The following is a 20,315-nucleotide window of genomic DNA, read 5'->3' as shown; positions in this document are numbered from 1 at the left end:
TCAAATTAGCCGAGTGCAACATCAATACGGGTCGAAAAGCGATAGCCGGTTCCGCGTACAGTCTGTACAAAACGGTCGGCGCCATATGGCTCCAGCACTTTGCGCAGGCGTCGGATATGCACGTCAATGGTTCGGTCTTCAATATACACATTGCCACCCCACACCTGATCCAGGAGCTGGGCACGGGTATAGGCACGTTCTGGATGGGTCATGAAGAAGGCCAGCAGGCGGTATTCAGTCGGCCCCATATCCAGAATAGTATCATTAAAGCTGACACGCTGGCTTGCAGGATCGAGTAACAGGCCATTGGCTTCAATACTTTTTTCACCGTTCAGGCTATTGGTACGGCGCAGTACGGCTTTGATACGGGATACCAGTTCACGGGTAGAAAATGGCTTGGTCATGTAGTCATCTGCACCGGCATCCAGACCTTGAACCTTATGATCTTCTTCGCCTCGTGCAGTGAGCATAATGACTGGAATTTCTAACAGGGTTTCATCGCGTTTAAGGCGACGGCATAAGTCTACACCGCTCACTCCACCGGGCATCATCCAGTCCAACAGGATCAAGGCTGGACGCTGATCCACAATCATTTGATGAGCCTGTTTGGCATCTTCTGCTTCTAAACAATTGAAGCCAGCCATATCCAGTGCCGTATGGATCATTTCCCGAATTGGAAGCTCATCATCGACGATTAAAATGTAGTCATCTTTCACAGCGCATTTCCTATAAGTCAACGGTGGACCGTTTTATATTTATGACGAGCCTATTACAAAGATTAATTATGACAGTATCATTGCAGAAAGGGATATTTGCCCTGCTTTCGCAAAGATTTGTGACAATTTAAGTTACTTGATAGAGGAAAAATATCTGTAATAACAATTGATTGAAAAATAGAAAATAAATTAAGAAATAATTGCGCTAAACATTATTTCTTATCTGAAAAAGATTCAAAAAGTGCCAAAAATACAATACTGCACGAGGACAGGACCTCCTCCATGGACTGTTTAAAACCGCTCATGACCCAGCGAATGGCAATCTGGGTGACATAACCATTTAAGCCCGTGGATACCAGAGAAATTTCCTGTTCGGAACGGCTCAGGTTCGGCATCATCAGCATGACAAAGGCCTGAATCATGCGGTCAAAACGGCCCATGGTTTCGTGAATGGTGGCCTGATTATGCAGTTCCTGGACCAGCATGGCATCGATATAAATAATCCGGGCCATACGTGGATTATCACGCAATGTAGTGAGCAGGGCAGTCAGACCAGCTTCGATCATCTTTTTAGGATCAGAGGAAGCCTGCATCATGGCTTGCATGACATTTTGCTGCAATTCATCGATCAGTTTTAGAAAAATAGTTTGAAACAGATGCTCACTTTTCTTAAATGATTCATAGAAATAGCGTTCGGTCAGTTTGGCTTCAGTACAGATATCTTTGACGGTTACAGAAAAAAAGCCATGCGTGCCATACGCTTGAATACCCGCTTCAATCAGCTTTTCCCGGCGTGCCTGCTGGCGTTCAGCCATAGACAGTCCCTTAAACTGACGTTCCTTCGTCATCGTTTTTTGTTGTTTTTCCACAGGAATTGCCGAATTGATCATAGAATGATTAAGCTCATAAGCACCGAAATTTTGAATATCTTACCAATAAATTGCATTTAGACCTATGTTGTTGATCACCAACCTGGATTGTCCTGAACAGATAAGTCATCATGATTGACAATGGGTATTGTCAAAACTATATTGGAGAGAATTGCTGCATGAAGCACGACAGAACAAGAAATGCTGTCTGGGCAGGCAGTTTCATCAATAAGGGAAACTTATGAAAAATTTTAATAATAAAGTTGCAGCGATTACCGGTGCAGGTTCGGGCATTGGTCAGCAGTTAGCTGTACTTTTGGCGAAACAGGGCTGTCATCTGGCATTAAGTGATGTGAATGAACAAGGTTTACTTAAAACACTTGAACTGATTAAAGACATGGGCGTGCGTGCCACCCTCGACAAGGTCAACGTTGCCAATTTGGAAGAAGTCCGTGCATGGGCGGAAAAAGTCCAGCAGGATCATGGCAGTATCAACATGATCTTCAATAATGCTGGGGTCGCTTTGGGGTCAACAGTGGAAGGCGCATCTTATGACGAACTCGAGTGGATCGTGGGGATCAACTTCTGGGGCGTGGTGTATGGCACCAAAGAATTCTTGCCACGCATTAAAAAGACCGGCGATGGTCATGTGGTGAATATTTCGAGTTTATTTGGACTGACTGCGCAGCCAACCCAGTCTGCCTACAATGCCACCAAGTTTGCAGTGCGTGGTTTTACTGAGTCTTTACGTCAAGAACTGGATATTGAAAATTGTGGTGTAAGCGCACTCTGCGTGCATCCGGGGGGAATTCGTACCAATATTGCCAATGCCGCAAAAATGAATGACAGCCTCAGGGCTTTAGGGATGAGCCCTGAAAAGTCTGCGCGTAGCTTCAATAAATTATTGCGTTGTCCGCCTGAAGAAGCAGCGCGTCAGATTTTGGAGGCCGTTCAAAAAGACAAACGCCGTTTATTGATTGGTAATGATGCCAAAGCGATCGATTTAATCCAACGTATTTTACCAACGGGGTATCAGAAGGTCACAGCTTTTGCCACTAAGTTAGGTAAATCTAAGAAATCAGCTTAAATTATTAAAATTTATGAAATTAAAGTCCGCTTCTGCGGACTTTTTATATTTAAATTTAAGAAATGAAAGACTAGCAATAATTTTTCTTTGGCTTCCTGTTCGGTCTTGGCGACAAATACCGATACGTCTGGCATCACTTTTAAGTCACCGCATGACGACCATATTTAGCTAAGCGGCCTTTAACATCACGGTAAAAAGCCTGGGCATCCGTGAAACTTTGTTGGGCTGTGACAATCACTTCGACATATTTCGCTGCCAGTTCACGCCCATCTTCAGACTGACCTGCCTGCACAATCACCGGATAGCCTTGCGGTGGACGAGAGACATTTAGTGCGCCTTGGACATTAAAATATTTTCCTTGATGAAGCGGTTCATGCTGTTTAGCGGCCTCAAAAAAATGACCACTTTCTTTATCGTAGAGGAAGGCATCATCTTCCCAGGAATCTCAGAGTTTCTGCACGACTTCAATAAATTCATCCGCGCGTTCATAATGGACTTTGGCATCTGGATGTGTACTAAAACCAAAGTTACGCGCAGTTTCAGCAGAGATAGTCGTCACAACATTCCATGCAGCATGACCCCTACTAATATGGTCTAAAGAGGCATATTTACGTGCTAATAGATAGGGTTCTTCATAGGTGGTCGATGCAGTGGCAATAAAGCCAATATTTTTGGTGACTGCTGAAATAGCCGCAAATAAGGTCAAGGGTTCAAACCCAACAACTTTGTCACTATAACCTACATTTTTATTATGCTTAGAAGCGCCATGACTCCAATTAACAGCCAAACCATCGGCAAGAAAATAAGCATCAAACAGGCCACGTTCAGCAGTCTTTGCTAGTTCAATTGCATAATCAAGGCTTAAATGATCTTGGGGCCGGGACGCTTGATGCCGCCAACCAGCTGCATGTCGCGACGTCGTTGGAATGAAGGCACCCAGTTTAATTTGTCGTTGAGATATGCTGAAATCCTGTTGTTATCCTGTATTTCACCAGATTTATAACAAGGAATAATCGAGTTTAAAAATACGATAAAATTAAATCCTTATAATGAATATGGAATAGGCATAAGGACGAGATGTATTTACTTTAAAAATAGATAAGTTTTAAATTTATACATACTTAAGCTACTGTTAAATCAGCGCTTCAATGGTTTTCTTTTTCCAGACAAACTGGTAATACAAGCCTTGCATGATGCACAGGCAGACAAAAGCCAAGGCATAACCATACCAGATGCCTTGCAGCCCCCACCAATGGCTGAATAGATAGGCTGCCGGAACTTCAATTGCGATGATGGCGATAATATTGATAATCATCGGTACGGTCACTGTGCCGCTGGCTCGCATAATCGAAGCAAAAATCGCACTGGCACCAAAGAACAGAATTGACCAAAGTACAATAAATAATAGCTGCTGACCCAATACTACAACTTGCGGATCAGTAATAAACAGTGCCATCAGATATTTAGAGAATAGATAGGCCAACACCACCAGACTACCGGTAAACAGGATATTCATACTCAGGGCCGTACGTGTTACTTTATTGAGTAAGTCATTTTTACCCGCACCAATTGCTTGGGCACCAAAAACGGAAGCAGCAATCGCAATGGAAAGTGCAGGGAACTGGATATAATTCAGCACCTGATTTACTGCACCATAAGCTGCTGTAGCTTCCGCACCATAACGGTTGACCAGACCGACAATCACCAAACCTGCAGCTGAAGTAGTAATCATCTGAACACCGGTAGGAATGCCCAAGCGCAGAATAATTTTGCTTAAGCCGGGATGATGACGGATATGCTTTAGTAAAGCCCAATCTAGCTTAAGTGGATGTTGTTTATAATTTAAATATAGGGCTAAAAATAACAGGACTGCTATGTTACCAAGAATAGTTGCAATAGCAGGCGAGATAATCCCCATTTTCGGGAAACCGAAATAACCGGCAATCAGAACAGGTGTCACCACCAGACCGACTCCAATCGTCAGGGCTGAGGCAAATAAGGCCGTCGTGCTGTCACCCACACCACGCAGAATTGAAGTATAAATAATATAAATAAAAATCAGCGGGCTACCAGCAAGCATCCATTGCACATAAGGCAGAGACAGATGCATCACATCGGGATCGGTTCCAAGCAGCAGCAGGATCTTCTCTGCAAAAATCACCCCAAAAAATGCAATCAGGCTACCGCCAATTAGGGTCATAAACAGGGTAGAACCAATAACACAGCGGACTTTTTCCAGATTTTTTGCTCCCCAAGCCTGTCCTACTAAAACGGTTGAACCTGCGGACAAGCCAATTACAAAAGCCATCAAGCAGAACAGAATTGGGAAAAAAACCGCAACTGCAGCAATGGCATGTACGCCCAGCATTTGCCCCACAAAAATCGTATTAATCGTACCGGACAAACTTTGCAGGATATTGGTCACAACCAGCGGCAACAGGAAAATAAAAAATGTTTTCCATAGACTTTGCTGCTGAACCAATGCTTGCTGTGCCATAAGACATCCTGTTCTTGATTATTAGAAAGGGAGAAAAAATAATTATCGGAAATTTGCAGAAAAATAGCCTTAGCTTTTAGGTAACTAAGGCTGAAGCTATGTAAGTCTTTAAATATTTAAATCAAACTTTGGAAAGAATTTCGCCCGCTTGCAGCAAAGTTTGTTCTTTTTTGGCAAAACAGAAACGCAGCAAACGTAAATCTTTTGGCGGCTGTTTATAAAATACTGATACCGGAATCGCCACGATCCCATGTTGATGGGCCAAATACTGACACATAGCAACATCATCTAAATCTGGTCGAATTTTGCTGTAATCCAGATTCTGGAAGTAAGTCCCCTGTGATGGTCTCCACTGAAAACGTGAATTCTGAATGGATGAATTAAACAAATCCCGTTTGGCCTGATAGAAGGCTGAAAGCTGGGGAATATGCTCAGGATGCTGTTGTAAATATTCGGCCAGTGCCACTTGTACAGGTGTTACACCACAAAAGCTGGCAAATTGGTATACCTGACGGAACAATTTCATTAAGGCCGGGGTAGCTACACAGAAGCCGGTTTTCCAGCCGGTGACATGGAAGGTTTTGCCAAAGGAACCAATCACAAAACTGCGTTCACGTAATTCCGGGAAGGAAAGTGCTGAATAATGTTTTACATCATCAAAGACCAGATGTTCATAAACTTCATCAGAGAGCACCACAATATTGCGGTCACGGATCAGTTCAATCAGCTGTTGCCAATCCGCTTTAGACCAGACACTTCCAGTAGGATTATGCGGGGTATTTACAATAATCATGCGGGTGCGATCATTAATCGCATCCTTGACCTGGTTCCAGTTCACTGAAAAATCCGGATGCTGGAGTGCGAGATGAATTGGTTTAGCACCTAAAACCTGTACCGTCGGCGCATAACTGTCATAACTCGGGTCAAAAATAATGACTTCTTCACCTGCACGCACTACAGCCTGAATTGCGCAGAAGATTGCAATCGTTGCGCCCGGTGTAATGGTAATTTCCTGAGCAGGATCTAGTGATAATTGATCACGCTGTAAATATAAATCAGCGACCAAAGAGCGTAATAACGGTAAACCATCTCCAGGTGCATACTGATTAAAACCGGATGTGCTTGCTCGTCCTAAAGCTTCAATCAAATCGGGTGGTGCAGGGAAATCGGGAAAACCCTGTGAAAGATTCAGTGCCCCGAGTTGCTGAGCAAGGGCAGACATGGTACTGAAAATCGTCACGCCCAAGTCGGGCAGTTTGGACTGGAGATCAAGCATGTCACAACGCTCTTTTGATTGATATAAGCATAAAGTGTAGCAGTAACGATTCTGCTCTGTGAGCACAAATAACAGAAATCATTAGTCATTTTGTCAATAAAACATTAAAAGATTAAAACCTCAATAAAAGAGCTGATGAGTAATAAATTAATGGTTAAATCATGTGAAATAAGAAGCATGATGGACGTATAGGGGGCAATTTTCATAAAATCAGCTGCATAATACTCCTTAAAAATAACTATAAGATGCTAAACAATATTCATACCATCCTTGAGAGTCTGGGGCTTAATCTGCAAAAACGAGCCCTACATATCCAGTTTTCTAATCAGGTTTTAAATACACAGGTTTTTATTCAGCGCATTGAAGGTCATCATCAGATTAATGAGGGTTTACAGGCAGAACTGGTCTGCCTTTCAACCAATGCAAATCTCGCTTTAAAACAATTTATTGGCTGTCAGGTTGCAGTTGATCAGGTGACTGACTGTGGAGAATTATTTCGAACGACAGGTCTGATTACAGCGGCAAGCCAGGGACAAAGCGACGGAGCTTTGACGCTGTATAAACTGAACCTGCAGGATGCAACTTCCTTATGGCATAAACGCCGCAATAGCCGAGTGTTTATGAATAAAAGCGTTCGGGATATTAGTGAAATTTTATTTAAAGAATGGCAGGCTCGCAGCTCCTTATTTGCAGCACGATTGAGCCTGGATGTCTCTGCCTTGTCACGAGACTACGATGTTCGACCTTTTGTGATGCAGTCCAATGAAACGGATTATGAGTTTCTGACCCGCTTATGGCGTAGTGAAGGCATGAACTGGCTGATCGATGAAAAGGAAATCATAGTCCCCGTTTCAGCTCAGACCATTCAGCCACAAATTCTACGTTTGATTGATGACCAGCCGCATTTTCAGGCTTTAAAGCGCCGTAGTATCCGTTTTCATCGTAGCCATGCCACCGAACCGTTTGACACGATTACTGGTCTATTGGCAGAGCGCTCTTTAAATCCAACCCTAGTACAAACCCAGCGCTGGCAGGCGGATCAGCTGGCTCAGAGTGAAAGTCAGCTATTACTCAGTAGCCATCAGCATAGCGAAATACAGGATAATCAAAGCCTGAATCTTGAAGATGTCTGGACCATTAGCCCGGCCTGGATCAGCGACCTGAATGGAGAAGATCAAACGACTTCAGCCAGTTCTGCTCAACTGGATCAACTCAGCCAGCAGCTAAACCAGTCCCATGCCTTGCAGTCCAAATATTTTAAGGCCAGTAGTAGTGTGCGTGATGCACAAGTTGGGTACTGGTTTGAATTACATGATCATCCTGAAATAGATCAACATCCAGCTAATGAGCGTGAATTTTTAATTTTGGGCAAACACTTCTATAACCAGAATAATTTACCCAAAGATATTTTGCTGCAGCTGGATCATTTAATACAGTCCAGCCGCTGGAAAGTATTAGATGATGAAAGACAGAGTAATGAATTGTATTTGGTGCGTCGTCATATTCCTGTCGTACCTGAATATCATCCATTACAGCATCGGCCAATGGCCTATCCACAGCGGGCGAAAGTAGTTGGACCTGAGGGTGAAAGTATTTATGTGGATGAATGGGGGCGGGTCAAGGTTCGTTTCCTGTTTACCCGTAGTGATGACCATCAACATGATAGTGGCGCTGGTGCCAATGATAATGATAGCGACTCGGCTTGGGTAGATGTGTTGACACCGTGGGCAGGTGAAGGCTATGGGGCAAGATTCCATCCACGTATCGGGGAAATCGTCGTCATTGATTTCTTTGAGGGAGATGTCGACCGGCCATTTGTGGTGGGTCGTATTCATGAAGCTGAACGGCATCAGACGATGTTTGATGTCAAAGGCAAACTGCCATTAACCAAAAAACTGAGCGGTATCCGCTCTCAGGAGGTAAATGGTGAAGGTTTTAACCAGCTTCGTTTTGATGATACGACCGGACAGATTAGTGTACAGCTACAAAGTAGTCATGGGGCTAGCCAACTAAATTTAGGAAATTTAAGCCACCCTAAAGAAGATGAAGTGAGTGATGGGCGTGGTGAAGGATTTGAGCTTAGGACGGATCAGTGGGGAGCAGTGAGGGCGGGGGCTGGCCTGCTAATTTCAACGCATAAACAGGAAAATGCTAATGCCAACCACTTAAATAGTAGCCCGGCTAAAAGCCAGCTTGAATCAAGTTTTAATAATAGTAAGGCCTTAAGTGACGTTTCTAAAAACCAGCAAACTGATCCTTTAGAGGCACTTGATCATCTGACAAATTTTCTGAACCAAATTGAACAGCAGGATCAAAGTAAGGCTGAAACCTTTAAACAGGCGCTAATGGTACTTTGTGCACCAAATTCGATTGCACTTTCAACGAATGAAGATTTGCATTTATCGGCTGATAAACAGATTAACCACAGTGCCGCGGATAGCATCAATTTTTCAACCCAGAAATCTTTAATTGCCCATGCTCAGGACAAAATTAGCTTATTTGCAGCCCAACAAGGATTAAAAGCCATTGCGGCAAAGGGCAAAGTGGAGTTTCAGGCACAGGATGATGCAATTGAAGCTATTGCACGTAAGCAAGTGAAAATTATTTCGACTGAAGATCAGATTGAAATTATCAGTCCAGAAGAGATTGTGCTGACTGCTGGCGGATCTCAGCTAAAAATTAACGGACAGGGTATTTTTGGAACAACAGGTGGAAAGTTTGAGTGTAAAGCGGGGCAGCATTTATTTGCTAAAGGTCAAAATATTGTTGAACAGAAAATCAGTCTTCCAAAAATGGAAACTTTATTTAGTAATAAAATTAATTACCAATGGGATGACTATTCTGAGGGGGAAAAAGAAATTTTCATTGTTGATAAGAAAAATGGAACATTAATTAAAACTAAGAAATCTTTATTAAATGAAAAAAATCAATTGAGTACTATGAGATTTTATACTTCTCAACAAACAGATTTTTTAGCGTTGGGATTTAATTCTTCACAAACTTTCCTAATTCAAGAGTTAGATAATGAAGGTATTGATGAGTTAATTGATGATATAGAGGAAGGAGAAATCAAAGATGAGATTTATGTAAAAGAGGATATAGAGTAATGAGCAAGTTAGTTACTATTACATCAAAATTTTATGATGCCTCAGGAAAATCTTGTCCAGATTTGCCAGTAAAATCGCGCTATAAGGGTTCAGCTAGAGAAAATCCGCAAAAAACAGATAAAGATGGTTTTTTTATATTTCCTGCTTCTCCACATCGTACCTTGGAAATTTTAGCTAAGCCATTCAATACAAAAGATTATCAGGTTTTTAAAATAATAAATTCTTCTATTAAATCTTCACAAGATAATCCGATAAGAATTAAACTTCCTAAACCTGGTTTGGTCACTACACTTTTTAAAGTTGTAGATAGTCAAGGAAAAGAAATGACTAACTTTCCTGTCAAAACTCGACCTAAAGGAGGGAAAGACTTTGAGCGATTAACAGATGAACAGGGATTTATACAAGTACAATCCTCGCCATACAGAGATATTGAGTTTTTAGTTTTAACTTCTGCTGATAAGTTTATTCTAAAAAAATCTCTAAACTCAGGGAATGGTTCACAAGAAACTATTTTAGTTCAATTAGATGAACCATATAAGATGTTCATAAGTAAATCAAATATCCAAATCATAGATAGTGAAGAGAGTGATTATATTGTTGAAAATACAAAAGTCGAAATATTATATTTAGAAAGTGGTAAAAAAGAGATTTTAAATACCTCTAATGGAAAATTATTAATCCAAAGTATGGTTGGAGAAAAAATAAAAATAACAGTATTTAAGTCAGATGGTGAACCTTTAAAACCAGAAAATTACTCTGCAAGATATATAAATAATCATTCTATTAAATTAAAATTAGATGTTGACATAACATCAAGCTCTACAAAGCCTAATGAGCCTGAAATTGAAAAGAAATTAGATAAAAAAGAATGTGCTTGTAATCGAAGTTTAACTTTAAATGAGTTTTTAGAAATTTTAAAAGGAATGCGAAATTCAGAGAAAATATTAAAAGGTACAACTGCAATCTTAAATCGACAATGTTCAGTAGTTGGTGATAAAAGCCATCAAGCTTTATTAGATGTGCTAAATAGTACTATGAATAAATATAATATTAATACATGTATTCGTAAGATCCATTTTTTAGCTCAAATATATTGGGAATCTGATCGATTTAGGACTACAAGTGAATATGCAAGTGGAAATTATCTTAATCCAGGCAAACATACTGATGCTGAAAAAAATGAAAATACTCAGGTTGGAGACGGGCCTAGATATAAAGGTCGTGGATTTATGCAGTTAACTTGGAGAAAGAATTATAAAAGGTACTATAGTTTTATAATTAAGAATATTTCTGAATATAAAGATGTATTTCCAGAAAAAATAACTTTAAATGAATGTCTGGATCGAAATAAAAAATATCCTGACTTAGTTGCCTCTAATTTGTTTTTAGCTATGGATAGTGCTGGATGGTATTGGAATAATGGAGTTGTTTTACGTAGTGGAAAAACAGCAGATATTAATTTACAAGCAGATAAAGATGATATTAATAAAATAAGTTTATGGGTAAATGGTGGTGGAAATGGGAGAGCAGAAAGAATAGAGTATTGGAAAAAATTAAAAAAGGTAATGAAATATGATTTATGTCAGAATAAAAAATAAGTTAAAATCAAGCTGTTTATATGGTGTTATTTTAATTATTTCATCATGTTCAGTTTATGGAAAAAAAGCCTCTAATTGTATAAAACTAGAGAAAAATAATATTTGTTTAGCTGAGCATGAAAATGATTATGGTGAGACTGTATACTATTTATTATTAAATAGCAAAAAATATCCTGAGATATCCTACTATGAAAATGCTAAAATTAGAAAATTAAATAATATTGATTTTAATGTTATAACTAGTTTTTCTGAGCAAGGAAATACTACTATACAAACAAATCTGTATTTAAAAAATAATAATATTGTTGTTAAGGGAATAAATACCTCTACTACAGTTAATATTTATCCAAAAGGAGTTGTTGAAAATTGCTATGTTGAGTTAAATAAAGAGTTTTCAAAAGACCTAAAGTATTATGTAGATAATTATATATTTAATTTAAATGAAGTTGAAAAGAAAAAAATATGCAAACAAATCTCTAATAAAAAATAAATTTCGAACTATTAAAAAAGGCTGATGATATCAGCCTTTTTATTTTACCCTTCCAAAACATCTTCCAACAACTCTTCACTCGGTGCAAAGTAATAAGCACCATCCATTGGAGTTACGAAGTGTAGTAAGCGGTCATGGATACCATCACCAGACGTACCAAACATACGCTCTAACATAGCATCAATAATATTTAAATCTTTGGTATAGGCAATGAAGAATAAGCCTTGATCACCACGGCCGTCACCATAAGGCAGGGAGTGACGCAAGATTTCCATTTCTTCACCTTCCTCATCCTCAACCACGGTACGAGCAACGTGAGCATTGGCAGGCTTTACATCATCATCCAGTTCAATCGATTCAAGTTTAGTACGACCCATCACTTGCTCTTGAGCGTCGACCTTTAGCTTTTTCCATTTTTCCAGGTTATGCGCATAACGCTGTGCAAAAATAAATGAACCATCTTGGAAAATGTCCGCATCTTCACCGAGTAAAGCCACTTCAGCACGATCATCTGGGAATTGTGGGTTTTCAGTACCGTCAATGAACCCGGTAATATCACGGCCATCAAAATAACGGAAGCAAACACGCTCATCTAATACTTCAACTTGGTCACGGATTCCTTCAAAGAAAGACTGGCTCAAAGCAAAGCAGATATCGGCACGAGCACTGGCAATATGAATCAACACATCTGCAGGAACAACTGGCATTTCAAACGAACCTTGAATTGGTTCTAGCTGTTTAAAGCCCGCAGGAGCTTGATCATAAAGTTTCGCCCACAGTTCAGGACCAAAAGCCACGCCTGTTTTAATTTGCGCATTAGGATGTTGAGTAATCAGACGATCACGTGTCGTAAATAATTGCTCTAATTGTTCTTTAAAGTCTTCAATGCTGAGATCTCTGAGACGTAAAACAATAAAGCGAGCATGATCTGAAGGTAATGGCAAAATTACAGATTGGGCTGTCATTCATGGCTCCTGTAATAAAAATTCCTGTGTTCAATCGAACTATTGTGCCTGAAGCCATACAGGGTGAATAGTATTCAAATTGAATTTCAGCAAGATTTTGATCTGAATATACTGTAAAAGTCATATAATACGCTTCAAGTTTTCTATCGAGTAGATTCATGTCCTATCAAGTTTGGTTTGCCTACATGCTGGCCTGTTGGGTGATTAGCATTTCCCCGGGTGCGGGCGCCATTGCTTCGATGTCGAGTGGCCTGAATTACGGTTTTCGACATGGCTACTGGAATGCTTTAGGCTTGCAGCTGGCTTTACTGGTTCAAATCGCCATTGTCGCTGCCGGGGCAGGGGTACTGTTTGCGACATCACCTTGGGCATTTCTGCTGGTGAAATGGTTCGGTGTGGGCTATCTGCTCTATCTAGCATATTTACAGTGGACTGCGCCGATGCAGTCGATTAAGATTCAACATGAGTTAACCCGTAAGTCAGCGGGGAAATTGGTGCTGTATGGTTTTCTTGTGAATATGAGTAATCCAAAGGCAATTGTGTTCCTGCTTGCGGTATTGCCACAGTTTCTGGATCTGTCCAAACCTCAGTGGATTCAGTATGTGATTATGGCAGCAACCATGGTCACCATTGATCTGATTGTGATGGCGGGTTATACCGGATTGGCAGCGAAAGTTTTAAGATTATTGACATCAGCAAAGCAACAAAAAATATTAAATCGCAGCTTTGCCGTACTGTTTGCCTGCGCTGCAACCTTGCTCAGTTTGGTGCATCAGGCTTAAACATAAAGGCGCATCACGCAAAAATAAAAACAATGTGATGTCGCTAGCTTTTGAATACAAAACATAAAAATAATAAAAGAGGTATTCCTATGTCTGGTCAATTCGACTGCGTGTCTATTATTAAAAAACCAACCATCCACGAATATGGCTGTTGTATCAGTCATTGCATTCAGTTGCCGGATGGCACTCAAAAAACTTTAGGTGTGTTCCTGCCGACAGAACAGCCGATCGTGTTTGAAACTGCTGTGGCAGAACGTCTGGAAATTATTTCCGGTGAATGTCTGGTGCAGATCGGTGAGGATACGCATTATCAGCGTTATGTACCAGGACAATCTTTCTATGTACCTAAACATAGTCGGTTTAAACTGTTATGCCGGGAAGTTGTGGATTATGTTTGCCATTTTGAATAGGGGGGTGAGCTTACTCAGGTCGAACTTTTAGCTGTTTCAAAAAATCTTGTTCGGTCATCACAATGATGCCGTGTTGTTGCAACAGGGCATCAGTGACGCCTTGGCCTTGAATTTTTGTTCCAGTAAATGATCCATCATAAATCAAGTCACTGCCACAAGATGGGCTATTGCCTTTGAGGATGGCATGTGTCACTTGAAATCTTCGGGCAAGATCTAAAGCAGCATAGGCGCCTTGAATAAAAGTCTCTGAAATATCTGTACCATTTATATCGACAACATGAGCGTGGCGTAGCAGTATATCGTGACCATTCCCAGATTGAATCTCGGCAGGGGGGCGGGGGATGGCTAAGCCACCACTGACTTCAGGGCAGAGACTGACATATTGGTCAGGTAGCAGATGTTGCAACAGTTCCTTGAGCAGACAATCCTGTCCATTGTAACGGACTTTATGACCGAGCAAACAGGCACTAATCAAATAGCGTTTACTCTGCATGACTTAACTCAGCATGACTTAACTCAGTTTCTTAAACTTCTGTATACAGAAGATCAGGGCGAAAAGCACTGACATGGTCAGGACAATGGTTAGACCTGTCGAAGTGTTGAGGCCTGCACTTGACCAGAGACCAACCGTTACCCCAATCTGAGCAATCACGAAGGCCCAGATCACCATTTGTCTTGGTGAGTTTGCCAGTAAGCGAGCCGTTAGTGCCGGAATAACCAGTAGGGCTCCCATTAGAAGTGAACCTACTGCTCGAAGTGCCAATACGGTGAATAGGGCCAGTAACAACATAAAGATCAGGCGTTGTAATTTGGCATTCACACCTTCGCTGATCGCTATATCAGGATCAATGGCAATTTGGATCTGTGCCTGCCAGCTTTTATAAATCACAGCCAGTGCAACAATAATCACCACAGCAAAAGTGGGTAAATCATTCCAGGAAATCGTCAGCAAATCACCGAACAGATAACTCAGCAGTTCTGGTCTTAAACTCGGTAAATACTGAATGAACAATAAGCCTGAGCAGAGCAGGGTGGCTGAGCAGAGGGCAAGCAAAGCATCGTTCGGTAAGCGAGGATCATACAGCACCCATAAAATAGCCACCAGCAACAGGGCAATAAAGGTCACACCGATCCACAGCGGTAGACTCATGGCACCAGCAATGGCAACACCCAATAAAGTGCCATGTGCCATGGTATCAGCAAAGAAAGACATACGACGCCACAGCATCAGACAGCCCAGCGGAGCAGTCAGGAACACCAAGAGTGTTCCCATGATCCATGCAGGTAAAAGGAGTTGTAACCAGTCCATCATGGCTTAAGCTTCCGGCTCGGGGTGAATATGCGGTCGTGTATCGTGCTGACAGGGTGCTGCAGAGTCGCCATGGGCACAGTGATCATGATGATGCTGGTAGAACACCCGATTGGTGCCAAAGATCGCCTGATATTCTGGATGCTGCTGCACACTTTCCGGTAATCCGCTACAGCAAATATGTTTATTCAGACAAACCACACGATGCGTGCCTTGCATCACCCATTGCAGGTCATGCGAGACCATTAAAATGGCACAGCCATATTTTTCTGGCAGGCTACGCACATATTCATACAGCTCGGCTTCAGATTGGATATCCAGACCTTGCATGGGTTCATCTAGAACCAGGATATCCGGCTGGCGTAGTAAAGCGCGTGCTAATAATACACGTTGACGCTCACCCCCAGAAAGCTGTTGAACTTTGGAGTTTTCCAGCTTGGCAATACCGGTATCACGGATGATTTCAGCTTTAATAGCTGAAGGGCATTTCTCGAGAGCCAGCAGATCTTTGACACGTAGCGGCAGACTATGTGACGGATTGAATTTCTGTGGCACATAAGAGAATTTCAGCTTGCGCGCCGTTTTGATTTCACCGGATTTCGGTTTGACGATCCCAAGCATGACCTTTATTAAGGTCGACTTACCGGCACCATTTGGACCAATGAGTGTGACAATCTCTTTCTCCTGCAAAGAGAAATCAATGGCTTTTAAGATGTCCCGCTGATCGATATTGACCCAAATTTTAGAAAGTTGAATCAGCGGTACGGGAGTTAGGCTTTGTTGCGACACTGCTGACAGATTCCTGAAATTTCGATAATGCTGTGGTGTGCACTAAAATCGTCTGAAGCCGCCAAGGCATCCAGTTGTTCTAATAAACCTTGTGCAGATGCTTCTTTGACTGCTTTACATTCAGTACAAATCAAGAACGCTGCCTGATGGCCTTCACGCGGATGGCAGCAGGGAATATAGGCATTAATAGACGTCAGGCGGTGAATAAAGCCTTTTTCTAATAAAAAGTCGAGCGTGCGATATACTGTGGGTGGTGCCGCAGGACGATCACTATTATTTTTAATCTTGGCCAGCAGGTCATAGGCGCCCATGGGACCTGAAGCATTTAAAATCAGTTCGAGGACTTCCTTACGCAAAGGCGTAAGTCGCGCACCAGTTGCTGCACACAGGCTTTCCGCTTCAGCCAGGCGTTGTTCCACGTTCGGATGATCGTGTACGCCGTGCAATGCGTTGTGGTGTTCGTGCGAACAGGAACCCATAGTTCACCTCAAGTGCGAAACTGAAATTAAAAGAATTTTAAATCTTATCATGAAGCGTTGTCAGTTTCGATTAGGCATAGGTATTTTTGCAAATTTGTTATATTATAACACTTAGTGTTTTTACCGCGATTTTCTCCCATGTCCCGTTTCTTTGCGTTCTGTGCCCTGGCTTTATTGAGTACCTTAAGTTGGTCACAAAGTCTGGTGGTATCTACGCATCCGATTTACCTGATTGCCAAAAAAATTACCCAAGGGGTAGAACAGCCAACCTTATTATTGGCCAATCAGACTGGACATGATGTCAGCCTGACCCCGGCACACCGTAAAACCATTCAGGATGCGGGGCTGGTGATCTGGCTGGGACAGGCCCATGAAGCGCCTTTAGCAAAAGTACTCGAAGAAAGTAATAAAAGTATCGCAATTCTGGATTCCAGCATTATTAATCCTTTGCCAATGCGTAATCCGCGTGGTGAAGCCTTAAAAAATACGGTTGATACACATGTCTGGCTGGACCCAAATAATGCAGTTCGCATCGGTTTCTTTATTGCTGCGCTGCGTTCACAGCAAATGCCACAGTACCGTGAAACTTACTGGAAAAATGCACGTGCTTTTGCACAAAATATGCTAACGACAGCACAACGTTATAGTTCAACTTCTAAGCCACGCCCCTATTGGTCATATCATGATGCCTATCAATATCTAGAGCGTCCGCTAAACCTGAAGTTTATGGGTGCACTCACCGATGATCCGCATGTGTCACCAACGGTTGCACAGATCAAGTACCTGCAGGATACCCGCGCACAGACCAAAATGTGTCTGCTGGCTGAGGGACATGCCAATGCCAATCAGTACAGAAAACTGAACCCGGTAGTTTTCCAGCATGTAGACGAAAGCATGAATGGGGCAGGGGACTTTATCCAAGGCTGGCAACAATTAGCTGATCAAACGAACAAATGTGTGCTAAATTCTCGATAATGATTAAAAAGTGATCGAGTTTTGCTTAGTTTAGAAACGATTGAACCATCGAATTTTTCGAAGCTAAGCTCGGGAAAAGATTGCATGTTAAGGGGTGTAACTCTATAATGCCTGCGATTAAAAATAATCATCAGCTAAACTTGTCAAGCATGATTGCTGTGAGTGAATAAATAATGAGCCGAACTAGTCGCTTGATTGACCGACGATTAGCGAAAGCTTTGGTCATCTTGCAAGCAGTAATGATACCCGTTTCAGCGTTGTTAGGTTGGGTTCTGAAGGACACAACCGCAGCCTTGAGTGCAGCCTTGGGTGCATTCGTATGTTGGCTGGCGACCTGCTACTTTAGCTGGCAGTCGTTTCGTGCTGCGGGCGCGCGAGCTTCCAAACAAGTTCTATCGAACATGTATAGGGGCATGCTCGGTAAGTTTGCAATTGTGATTGTTGGATTCATTTTGATTTTAAGCAATGTCAAGCCGTTATCCCCGGTTGCATTGTTTTGTGGTTTTATACTCGTTCAAGCCATGTCGTGGGTCGCTCCGTTTTGGGTGTCACGTCTACAAAGACGAGTTTAAGCGCAGCAAAAATTGAAAAGTTTTTTCAGAAATAAGCGAGATATCAAGCAGCACGCGATATTCGTAAGTTTCATTAGTTTTTGACATTGACCAGGTGTGATTTATGGCTGCTGAAGAACATGCCCTTACTTCGACCGAGTACATCAAGCACCACTTGACCAACATGACCTATGGCAAAATGCCGGACGGTACATGGAAATTGGCCGAGAATGGTGCTGAAGCTCAACAGATGGGGTTCACTGCTATTCACTTGGATTCAATGGGTTGGTCAATCGGCCTTGGTATTCTTTTCTGTTTCATGTTCTGGATCGTAGCGAAAGCTGCAAACTCTGGTGTTCCTACCAAGTTCCAGTCTGCAATCGAAATGATTATCGAGTTTGTTGACTCAAGTGTACGCGATACTTTCCACGGAAAATCGCGTTTGATCGCTCCACTAGCGCTAACCATCTTCGTGTGGATTTTCCTCATGAACTTGATGGACTTGATCCCTGTTGACTGGATTCCTTATATCGCTCAACACGTGATTGGTAGCCTTCTTGGTATTGATCCGCACCACGTTTACTTCAAGATCGTTCCATCTACTGACCCTAACATTACCCTTGGTATGTCATTGTCTGTATTTGCGCTTATCTTGTTTTACAGTATTCGTGAGAAAGGCATTGGCGGTTTCGTTGGTGAGCTTGCACTTAACCCATTTAACCCAAGTAACCCAGTTGCAAAAGCGTTACTCATTCCAGTGAACTTGATTCTTGAATTGGTAACCTTCCTTGCACGTCCAGTTTCATTGGCTCTACGACTGTTCGGTAACATGTATGCGGGTGAGTTAATCTTCATTCTTATCGCGTTATTACCGTTCTGGATCCAGTGGGCGTTATCTGTGCCTTGGGCGATCTTCCACATTCTTGTTATTACGCTACAGGCATTCATTTTCATGATGCTGACTATCGTATACTTGAGCATGGCAAGCGAAAAGCATTAATGGTATTGCCTAACTGTCACAGGATGGTTGGGCACAATTTTTTAACTTAATTTGGTATAAAACCTAACCTCTGAGGAATTATCATGGAACTCACTTTAGGTCTAGTTGCAATTGCATCTGCTATCTTGATCGCTTTCGGTGCTTTAGGTACTGCGATTGGTTTTGGTCTTTTAGGCGGCCGTTTCCTTGAAGCTGTAGCTCGTCAACCAGAATTGGCTCCACAACTTCAAACTCGTATGTTCTTAATCGCGGGTCTTCTTGATGCTGTGCCTATGATCGGTGTTGGTATTGGCTTGTTCTTCATCTTCGCTAATCCATTTGTAGGTTAATCAGCTTAATTCCGAAATTCACTATTTGAGGAATTTGCAATGAATATCAACCTCACATTGTTTGGCCAAGCGATTGCATTTGCGATTTTTGTCGCATTCTGCATGAAGTTTGTATGGCCACCACTAATCAATGCGATTAGTGAACGTCAGCGTAAAATCGCTGATGGCTTAAATGCTGCTGAAAAAGCGAAGGCTGACCTTGCAGATGCGCAAGCACAAGTGAAAGCTGAACTGGACGCGGCAAAAGCACAAGCGGCTCAATTGATCGAACAAGCGAACCGTCGTGCAGCGCAATTGGTAGAAGAAGCTCGTACTCAAGCGTCAGCTGAAGGTGAGCGTATTCGTCAACAGGCTAAAGAAGCTGTTGATACTGAAATCAATTCTGCTCGCGAAGAATTACGTCAACAAGTGGCTGCTCTTGCAGTTGCTGGCGCTGAGAAAATTCTTAGCCAGCAAGTTGACGCAGAAGCTCACAATGCCATGCTGACTCAGCTGGCTGCTAAACTTTAAGAGAGGCGGATTATGGCTGAACTCTTGACGTTGGCACGCCCTTACGCTAAAGCAGCATTTGCTTACGCTTCTGAGCAAGGTACAGCTGACTCTTGGTCAACTGCACTTGAATTGCTCAGTGCTGCGGTGCAAGACGAAGCATTTTCAGCTTATCTAAATCGCCCTGAGTTGACACCTGCTGAGCAGGTGACACTTTTTGCTAAAGTTTTAGGCGAAGACCAAACGCCTGCAGTGTCAAACTTTTTGACAATGCTTGCTGAAAACGCACGTTTGGCTTTGCTTCCTGAAATTGCTGCAGAATATGAACAGCTCAAATCACAGAATAACAATACTGTGGATGTTGTGATTGAATCGGCATTCCCATTGACTTCTGTACAGGAACAACTCCTTACTCACGCATTAGAGAAAAAATTCGAAGCGGCGGTAAATGTTTCTGTAGAAGTTAAACCAGAGCTTATTGCTGGTGTGGTTATTCGTGCAGGCGACCAAGTGATAGATGATTCTGCGCTTAATAAGCTTGAAAAAATGCGTACTCGTCTTCTTGCTTAAGAAATAAGAAGACTGAACTTTAAAAAG

21 protein-coding genes and 1 pseudogene are annotated in these 20,315 nt (G+C 42.0%); 12 read left to right on the top strand and 10 right to left on the bottom strand.

Features of this window, described 5'->3' with window-relative positions:
- Positions 1 to 5: 5 nt before the first annotated feature.
- Both phoB and ACS72_RS01455 read right to left on the bottom strand, forming a co-directional pair.
- On the bottom strand, positions 6 to 716 hold the full coding sequence (phoB, locus tag ACS72_RS01460) for a phosphate regulon transcriptional regulator PhoB (protein ID WP_005220310.1): 711 nt from the start codon (positions 714 to 716) through the stop codon (positions 6 to 8).
- Between the two features lie 212 nt (positions 717 to 928).
- Positions 929 to 1,606, bottom strand: coding sequence for a TetR/AcrR family transcriptional regulator (locus tag ACS72_RS01455; RefSeq protein WP_048880999.1), 678 nt, complete (start codon positions 1,604 to 1,606; stop codon positions 929 to 931).
- Between the two features lie 220 nt (positions 1,607 to 1,826).
- On the opposite strand from ACS72_RS01455, the gene ACS72_RS01450 reads away from it, so the two are divergent.
- On the top strand, positions 1,827 to 2,672 hold the full coding sequence (locus ACS72_RS01450) for an SDR family oxidoreductase (protein ID WP_048880998.1): 846 nt from the start codon (positions 1,827 to 1,829) through the stop codon (positions 2,670 to 2,672).
- 139 nt (positions 2,673 to 2,811) lie between these two features.
- Here the strand turns inward: ACS72_RS01450 and ACS72_RS18580 are convergent.
- From ACS72_RS18580 to ACS72_RS01435, 3 genes and pseudogenes are all read right to left on the bottom strand, one after another.
- Positions 2,812 to 3,519 (bottom strand): annotated as a pseudogene (locus tag ACS72_RS18580) (NtaA/DmoA family FMN-dependent monooxygenase).
- 285 nt (positions 3,520 to 3,804) lie between these two features.
- A complete protein-coding gene (locus tag ACS72_RS01440; protein ID WP_048880996.1) occupies positions 3,805 to 5,169 on the bottom strand; it encodes an MATE family efflux transporter in 1,365 nt (454 codons plus the stop codon).
- Positions 5,170 to 5,290: 121 nt separating this feature from the next.
- The gene (locus tag ACS72_RS01435) at positions 5,291 to 6,445 is read right to left on the bottom strand and encodes a methionine aminotransferase (protein ID WP_048880995.1); all 1,155 of its coding nucleotides are present in this window, start codon (positions 6,443 to 6,445) and stop codon (positions 5,291 to 5,293) included.
- 245 nt (positions 6,446 to 6,690) lie between these two features.
- On the opposite strand from ACS72_RS01435, the gene ACS72_RS01430 reads away from it, so the two are divergent.
- From ACS72_RS01430 to ACS72_RS01420, 3 genes are read left to right on the top strand one after another with little or no spacing between them, the layout of a single operon-like run.
- Complete coding sequence (locus tag ACS72_RS01430) at positions 6,691 to 9,552, top strand: type VI secretion system Vgr family protein (RefSeq protein ID WP_048880994.1); 2,862 nt, start codon at positions 6,691 to 6,693, stop codon at positions 9,550 to 9,552.
- Positions 9,552 to 11,150: a hypothetical protein gene (locus ACS72_RS18350; protein WP_184104273.1), complete on the top strand. Its 1,599-nt coding sequence runs from the start codon at positions 9,552 to 9,554 to the stop codon at positions 11,148 to 11,150. Before ACS72_RS01430 ends, ACS72_RS18350 begins: the two co-directional genes overlap by 1 nt.
- On the top strand, positions 11,125 to 11,640 hold the full coding sequence (locus tag ACS72_RS01420; RefSeq protein ID WP_048880993.1) for a hypothetical protein: 516 nt from the start codon (positions 11,125 to 11,127) through the stop codon (positions 11,638 to 11,640). The genes ACS72_RS18350 and ACS72_RS01420 overlap by 26 nt, the downstream gene beginning before the upstream one ends.
- A 44-nt stretch (positions 11,641 to 11,684) precedes the next feature.
- On the opposite strand, the gene ACS72_RS01415 is transcribed toward ACS72_RS01420, so the two are convergent.
- On the bottom strand, positions 11,685 to 12,605 hold the full coding sequence (locus tag ACS72_RS01415; protein WP_048880992.1) for a Dyp-type peroxidase: 921 nt from the start codon (positions 12,603 to 12,605) through the stop codon (positions 11,685 to 11,687).
- 158 nt (positions 12,606 to 12,763) lie between these two features.
- On the opposite strand from ACS72_RS01415, the gene ACS72_RS01410 reads away from it, so the two are divergent.
- Together ACS72_RS01410 and ACS72_RS01405 are read left to right on the top strand one after the other, a co-directional pair.
- Positions 12,764 to 13,387: a LysE family transporter gene (locus ACS72_RS01410; RefSeq protein ID WP_048880991.1), complete on the top strand. Its 624-nt coding sequence runs from the start codon at positions 12,764 to 12,766 to the stop codon at positions 13,385 to 13,387.
- Between the two features lie 89 nt (positions 13,388 to 13,476).
- Positions 13,477 to 13,797, top strand: coding sequence for a pyrimidine/purine nucleoside phosphorylase (locus tag ACS72_RS01405; RefSeq protein ID WP_048880990.1), 321 nt, complete (start codon positions 13,477 to 13,479; stop codon positions 13,795 to 13,797).
- Positions 13,798 to 13,807: 10 nt separating this feature from the next.
- Here ACS72_RS01405 and ACS72_RS01400 read toward each other — a convergent pair whose 3' ends face one another.
- From ACS72_RS01400 to ACS72_RS01385, 4 genes are read right to left on the bottom strand one after another with little or no spacing between them, the layout of a single operon-like run.
- Positions 13,808 to 14,290: a DUF523 domain-containing protein gene (locus tag ACS72_RS01400; protein ID WP_048880989.1), complete on the bottom strand. Its 483-nt coding sequence runs from the start codon at positions 14,288 to 14,290 to the stop codon at positions 13,808 to 13,810.
- 18 nt (positions 14,291 to 14,308) lie between these two features.
- Positions 14,309 to 15,109 carry a zinc ABC transporter permease subunit ZnuB gene (gene znuB / locus ACS72_RS01395; protein ID WP_048880988.1) on the bottom strand — a complete coding sequence of 267 codons (801 nt, stop codon included), beginning with the start codon at positions 15,107 to 15,109 and terminating at the stop codon, positions 14,309 to 14,311.
- Positions 15,110 to 15,112: 3 nt separating this feature from the next.
- The gene (gene znuC, locus ACS72_RS01390; protein WP_048880987.1) at positions 15,113 to 15,895 is read right to left on the bottom strand and encodes a zinc ABC transporter ATP-binding protein ZnuC; all 783 of its coding nucleotides are present in this window, start codon (positions 15,893 to 15,895) and stop codon (positions 15,113 to 15,115) included.
- The gene (locus ACS72_RS01385; RefSeq protein ID WP_048880986.1) at positions 15,877 to 16,374 is read right to left on the bottom strand and encodes a transcriptional repressor; all 498 of its coding nucleotides are present in this window, start codon (positions 16,372 to 16,374) and stop codon (positions 15,877 to 15,879) included. The genes znuC and ACS72_RS01385 overlap by 19 nt, the downstream gene beginning before the upstream one ends.
- A 138-nt stretch (positions 16,375 to 16,512) precedes the next feature.
- Between ACS72_RS01385 and ACS72_RS01380 the strand changes: the two genes are divergently transcribed.
- The 6 genes from ACS72_RS01380 to ACS72_RS01355 all read left to right on the top strand — a co-directional run bounded on the left by ACS72_RS01380 (position 16,513) and on the right by ACS72_RS01355 (position 20,288).
- Positions 16,513 to 17,349: a metal ABC transporter solute-binding protein, Zn/Mn family gene (locus ACS72_RS01380; protein ID WP_004814245.1), complete on the top strand. Its 837-nt coding sequence runs from the start codon at positions 16,513 to 16,515 to the stop codon at positions 17,347 to 17,349.
- Between the two features lie 173 nt (positions 17,350 to 17,522).
- Complete coding sequence (locus ACS72_RS01375; protein ID WP_004814246.1) at positions 17,523 to 17,921, top strand: ATP synthase subunit I; 399 nt, start codon at positions 17,523 to 17,525, stop codon at positions 17,919 to 17,921.
- 103 nt (positions 17,922 to 18,024) lie between these two features.
- The gene (gene atpB, locus ACS72_RS01370; RefSeq protein WP_004814247.1) at positions 18,025 to 18,900 is read left to right on the top strand and encodes a F0F1 ATP synthase subunit A; all 876 of its coding nucleotides are present in this window, start codon (positions 18,025 to 18,027) and stop codon (positions 18,898 to 18,900) included.
- An 83-nt stretch (positions 18,901 to 18,983) separates the two neighbouring features.
- Entirely contained in the window at positions 18,984 to 19,229 is a 246-nt protein-coding gene (gene atpE, locus ACS72_RS01365; protein ID WP_000424060.1) for a F0F1 ATP synthase subunit C, read from the top strand.
- Between the two features lie 39 nt (positions 19,230 to 19,268).
- Positions 19,269 to 19,739 (top strand): F0F1 ATP synthase subunit B, encoded by a 471-nt coding sequence (locus ACS72_RS01360; RefSeq protein ID WP_004814248.1) that lies wholly within the window; start codon positions 19,269 to 19,271, stop codon positions 19,737 to 19,739.
- Positions 19,740 to 19,751: 12 nt separating this feature from the next.
- Positions 19,752 to 20,288: a F0F1 ATP synthase subunit delta gene (locus ACS72_RS01355; protein ID WP_004814249.1), complete on the top strand. Its 537-nt coding sequence runs from the start codon at positions 19,752 to 19,754 to the stop codon at positions 20,286 to 20,288.
- The last annotated feature ends 27 nt before the right edge of the window (positions 20,289 to 20,315 follow it).

The organism is Acinetobacter sp. VT 511, from assembly GCF_001077515.1.
GTDB classification, from domain to species: Bacteria; Pseudomonadota; Gammaproteobacteria; order Pseudomonadales; family Moraxellaceae; genus Acinetobacter; species Acinetobacter schindleri.
Note: the sequence above shows the minus strand (reverse complement) of the source record. Positions and strands in the feature narration are given on the sequence as shown.